The sequence below is a fragment of the Streptomyces sp. 8K308 genome (assembly GCF_004348315.1).
Classification (GTDB): Bacteria; Actinomycetota; Actinomycetes; order Streptomycetales; family Streptomycetaceae; genus Streptomyces.
Window position 1 is genome coordinate 1 of record NZ_SMKC01000576.1, and the last position, 2,030, is coordinate 2,030.

The 2,030-nt window shown below is 76.0% G+C and carries 2 protein-coding genes; both read right to left on the bottom strand.

Features of this window, described 5'->3' with window-relative positions; genetic code table 11:
* The coding region (locus E1265_RS35805) for an HRDC domain-containing protein (RefSeq protein ID WP_132935112.1) at nt 1-1,254 on the bottom strand (1,254 nt) is incomplete at its 3' end.
* Between the two features lie 114 nt (nt 1,255-1,368).
* On the bottom strand, nt 1,369-2,030 hold a 662-nt coding region (locus E1265_RS35810; RefSeq protein WP_243741352.1), incomplete at its 5' end, for a response regulator transcription factor.

A 2,030-nucleotide genomic window follows, 5' to 3' on the forward strand; every position in this document is an offset into this window, starting at 1 on the left:
GTCGGCGAGGGCGCGAGAGAGCAGGTCGACCGTCTGCCCGATCTGCCACTCGCGCGCGCCAAGCGCACGCAGCACCGGCGCCAGCGCCGCCGGCGCCCGCTCGGCCGGCGGCTCCCAGCACAGCCGCCGCACCACGTCCGGCGCCAGCAGGTTCTCCTGCGGCAGCCGCAACCGCTCGGCGTGCGCCGTGACCGCCGCCCGCGCCGCCGCGAGGCGCGCCGCGGCGGCCGGGTCCTTCTCCGCCCAGGCCCGCGGCGGCGGCGGGCCGGTCGTTGGCTGGCCCGGCTGCGGAAGCTGCGACTCGGCCAGTTCCCGCGCCCGGTCGATCGCCGCCTGCCAGAGCTGGAGCTGGCGCCGCCCCATCCGGGTGCCGAAGCCAGGCAGCGCGGCGAGCACCCGCGTGTCCTGCGGCATGGCCTGCGCCGCGGCCACGATCGCCGCGTCCGACAGCACCTTGCCCGGCGACAGGTCGCGTCGCTGCGCGACCTCGTCCCGCGCCGTCCACAGCTCCCGCACCACCGCCAACTGCCGGCGGCGGCGCACCTTGTGCACGCCCGAGGTCCGGCGCCAGGGGTCCTTGCGCGGTGGCGGCGGGGGCGCGGCGGCGATGGCCGCGAACTCCTCGAGCGCCCAGTCGAGCTTCCCCTGCCGCCGCAACTCGTCCTCCAGCGCGTCCCGCAGGTCGACGAGCAGCTCGACGTCGAGCGCCGCGTACCGCAGCCACGGCTCGGGGAGCGGACGGGTCGACCAGTCGACCGCCGAGTGGCCCTTCTCCAGGCTGTAGCCGAGGACGGTCTCGACCATCACGCCGAGGCCCACCCGCGCGAAGCCGGCGAGGCGCCCGGCCAGCTCGGTGTCGAAGAGGCGGGACGGCACCAGGCCTATGTCCCGCAGGCACGGCAGGTCCTGGGTGGCCGCGTGCAGCACCCACTCGGTGTCGGCGAGTACCTCGCCCAGGGCCGAGAGGTCGGGGCAGGCGACGGGGTCGATGAGCGTGGTGCCGGCGCCCTTGCGGCGCAGCTGCACGAGATACGCGCGTTGCCCGTAGCGGTAGCCGGAGGCCCGCTCGGCGTCGACCGCCACCGGGCCGCTGGCCGCCGCGAAGGCGGCGACCACCTCGGCCAGGGCTTCGGCGTCCGTGATGACCGGCGGGACGCCCTCCCGGGGAGCCAGCAGGGGGACCGGCGCCGGCCCTGACGGCTCGGAGGTGGTGAGATCAGGGCTCGCTTCGGCGGTCTGTTGGGCGTCGGTCACCAGTTAAGACTAACTCTGTGCGTACGGTGCACAACGTCCGTCCACGCTCCCGGCACCGGGTGGGCCCGGGGCGTGCCCGCCGGGGGCCGGGAGCGGCGGTGCGGAAGGAACGGTTCAGTGGATGATGCCGGTGCGCAGCGCCACCGCCACCATGCCGGCCCGGTCGCCCGTGCCGAGCTTCCGCGCGATCCGCGCCAGGTGGCTCTTGACCGTCAGCGCGGACAGGCCCATGGAGACGCCGATCGCCTTGTTCGACTGGCCCTCCGCCACCAGCCGCAGCACCTCGACCTCGCGGCCGGAGAGCTCGCGGTAGCCGCCCTGGTGCGCCGGGGCGCCTGGCTGGCGGCGGTGCAGCCCGCGGGCCGCGGCCGCGCCGATGTGGGAGGCGCCGTGCCGGGTGGGCGGGCCCAGGTTGTTGCGGGTACCGGTGACGACGTAGCCCTTGACGCCGCCGGCCAGCGCGTTGCGCACCGCGCCGATGTCGTCGGCGGCCGACAGGGCCAGGCCGTTGGGCCAGCCCGCGGCCCTGGTCTCGGAGAGCAGGGTGAGCCCGGAGCCGTCGGGGAGATGGACCTCGGCGACGCAGATGTCGCGGGGGTTGGCGACTCGGGGGCGGGCCTCCGCCACGGACGACGCCTCGATCACGTCCCGCACGCCGAGGGCCCACAGATGGCGGGTGACGGTGGAACGGACGCGGGGGTCGGCCACGACGACCATGGCGGTCGGCTTGTTCGGGCGGTAGGCGACCAGGCTTGTGGGGTGCTCGAGGAGAACAG